The organism is uncultured Cyclobacterium sp. (assembly GCF_963976465.1).
In the GTDB taxonomy this organism is placed as follows: Bacteria; Bacteroidota; Bacteroidia; order Cytophagales; family Cyclobacteriaceae; genus Cyclobacterium.
In genome coordinates this window covers 1-3,243 of the sequence record NZ_CAXBOC010000578.1, presented here as the reverse complement: position 1 = coordinate 3,243, position 3,243 = coordinate 1, and the positions used below count along the sequence as shown (strand labels likewise).

Here is a 3,243-nt window from a genome sequence, read left to right as displayed (position 1 = left end):
CTTGCACTGATCCCTAATGATAAGTTATCTGAAAGTTTTCTTGAATAAGTACCACCTATGGCGATATCTCTGGGGCTAAAATCTCCCAAAGAATTACCTTGACCATCTGTTAAAGCAATATCTCCCATATTGAAATATCGGAGGTCTATGCCAAAAGCAGATACATCATCTATTTTTTTGTAACCCGTCAAATAATTGAGAGACATATCAGGAACTAGCCTACCCAGCCAAGGAGAATAAGACAGGGAAAAACCCATATCATCCTCAATAAATGCCAGTTTTCCTGCATTCCAATGTGCGGAATTTGCATCCGGAGAAGTCGCTACTCCCACGTCTCCCATGGCAGAATGCCTACTGTCAGGCGCAAAGTTTAAAAATGGAACAGCCGTAATGATCACCCTCCTGTTGGGGTCTTGCCTGGAAAGGACTACGGAATTTTGTGCTTTGGTTTCGACATGAAAGAAGCCGAAGGCCAACAAAAAAGTAAAAATGGGGAGACTATTTTTAATTGCTTTCATTGAATAATGATTTTACCTGCTAATATATCTGAAGTTGCATCATCCTCAGAATATAAATTTAAATTGTAAAGATAAGTTCCTTTTATTAGATTTTTGGAATTACTGTTTAAAAATATCCATTGACTGTCTATTATTGACCGTTCAACTTTTGGAAAACGTCCTTTATAAGAAAATATTTCAGTTCCTTGTAAAGAAAATATGCTAAGGTCTAAAGTAAGGGTCTCTCCTAGGCGATTATGCATTACCTTAAAATGAACATGGTCACTAGCTGGGTTTGGGTAAACCAAAAGATTTTCGATTTTTAGTTGCTTACTACCTTGGACCTCAACCTTTTCTCGCTGTTTTGTGCTATTGCCCAACTGGTCTTTAGCTGTAATGACCAAATCGTTAACACCTTCGTTCAATTCATAAACCCAGGTTTTTACCCTTCCGGTAGTATAGGTCCCATCTATGGCTTGATATTGGTCAATCAGTGAAATTGGATCACCTTCGTTTATTTGAAGGGTCAAACCTGCTGCATCAATTGTATGTATGCCTGAATTATCCGATACTTGAATCCAAATGGGGGCGTTGCGAGACGAGATGCTAGTCTTACTCTTTATACTATCCGCTATCCATAACTGTATCTCAGGGCCGACCTCTTCGGGTTGATGCCCTATAGGTTTTATTTGATAGGGAATCTTGGTGCTACCGAAAGCTTCTATATTGAGGCTCTCATCCATAGCAAATAGATTGATCCTAAAATCACTATTGGAAAAATTCTCTAAAAAAGGAAGTAAAACTTCTCCTTTAAATAAACCTTGAACCACTTCTCCGGTTCCTCGGAACAAAGGCTGATTATAGGCCAAATAGTTGGTTTTTGGGCTTTCATCTCCAAGAGTTTCTACTTCTTCCGCCGGTCCATGAATGGTTATTTCATAACTGCCATCAAATTGACTTACAAGGGAACCGGTCATAGGGTCTTCGATATTCCCACTGTATTCAAGCCGATTCAATCCACTTAGTTCCTCTGTGGTTATTTGGGTGTCCACTTCTATCCATTCTTTTGCACTTGCCTTATATAGGGGAATGTCTAGTTTTAGTGAAGGGTCTCCAAGCAGTGAAAAATTACGGTTCAATGGTCCGTTTAAGCTATTGTTTTTGGTTTCTTTAAATATTTCACCCAAGGTGATGGCTTCATTCCGGGTAAAGGCAGCAGCAACGAATGCTTTGTTTAATGCATAATTAATGCTGCTGAATACCGGTCTTCCGGTGGTAAGCATAGCGATGACACCCTTTTGCTCAGCCAGCAAAAGCTCCTCTGCCCCGGAGCGAATATAGGGACTATCATGTCTTCCAAACTCACAGGTGGCAGTAACCATAATGGGAAATTTTGTACTCACCGGCCAATCTTCAATATCACTTACACTAAATAACCCTTCAGCTGTTAAATTAAGCTCGTTTCCATGACCAATATAATTTAGAAGTAAAACACCTTCCTCTATTTCCTCAATAAGGGTTTCTCTGGCTGCTGTTGCTGTTTGCAGATTGTTGGTTTCCTCTTGTTGAAAATTGTCCAAGTATAGTTTTCTAAGTTCATATGCCGGTGCCTGTTCATATAGGAAAGCGGTATGTTTTTCTGAGTCATTCAAGTGAACGTTATTGTCTCCATCATCTGCAATAAATAGAAGTTTCTTTTTCCACTCTCCTCGGTTTCCATTTTGGTAACTGATGATTTTATCTACAGCGATTTTTGCTTCTCTGCTATTGATGGCCGGGATCCTTCCGACTCCAATTTTAAGTTTATGGTCCCCTTCCGGTGTTTCCAGCCAATCACCCTCTCCAATTTCTAAAAAACCAAAATAATCATCAGATCCGTAGGTTGTCAGTGGATTTAAACTTACTCGGGAGCTGTAAGTCGGGACTAGATTAGGTCTGCCGCCAAGTTTATGTTTGTAGTCAAAGCTTCCTTTCCCAAAAAACAGTACATTTTTTAAGCGTTTGGTGCTGTGCCAATAATCAGCAAGGAAATTTCTAATACTGGAAATATCGGGGTTGCCATAACCGTAACTGTCATAGATATCATTGGTCAATACTAGTTCGGTAGCTAAACCCATGGAATTTTTGAAATCAGCAAGCCTTTTTGCCTGATTGTAGAGCAAGTCATTGGTAATGATAATAAACTCAGGCTCCCCTGAAAGGAGTTCTGACCGTGACATTACTGTTTCCGGTTCCTCAATTTCTAAAGTGTTATTTTGGTCAAAGACTGCAATTTTTTTTACCGTGCCGGCTAGTGGTTCGTAGTTGTTTAATTCTTTTACCTCGTAAAAATTTCCAACATCCCAAATGTCTGATAAGCCCGTTTCGATTTGGTACGGGGAAAGGTCAAGGTTATAATAAATCCCGGCAGTTAACTGGGAGGAGGAAAACGGATATGCTAAAAGAATGTTCTTAAGGTAGCCGGCCCCATTGGCATCAGTTGAGGAATAAGTAAGCACTATTTCCTGAAGGGTATTCCCTTCGGTAGTCGGGAAGTCGGCTTCAAAGTTTGTTTCCCTTCCTTTTATTGCGTACCGACTATTGGGTATGGAAGAAATATCTGATGAACCAATCACCTGGTTGTTGGTTGCAAAGGTGAGGGTGCTCTCAGCGAATGATTGAGCCATTGTTTGCGCCCACATAAGTACCCTGCCTTCTACCTTGGTGACCGGATGAGGTATTAATGATATGGCTGCCACCATTAAAT

Annotated in this window: 2 protein-coding genes; both read right to left on the bottom strand. The window is 40.3% G+C overall.

Features of this window, described 5'->3' with window-relative positions; translation table 11 throughout:
• Nucleotides 1–518 (bottom strand): PorV/PorQ family protein (locus tag AAC037_RS22440; RefSeq protein WP_339905763.1); only part of this gene is annotated, 518 nt, incomplete at its 3' end.
• The coding region (porU, locus tag AAC037_RS22435) for a type IX secretion system sortase PorU (RefSeq protein ID WP_339905761.1) at nucleotides 515–3,243 on the bottom strand (2,729 nt) is incomplete at its 5' end. The genes porU and AAC037_RS22440, both read right to left, overlap by 4 nt.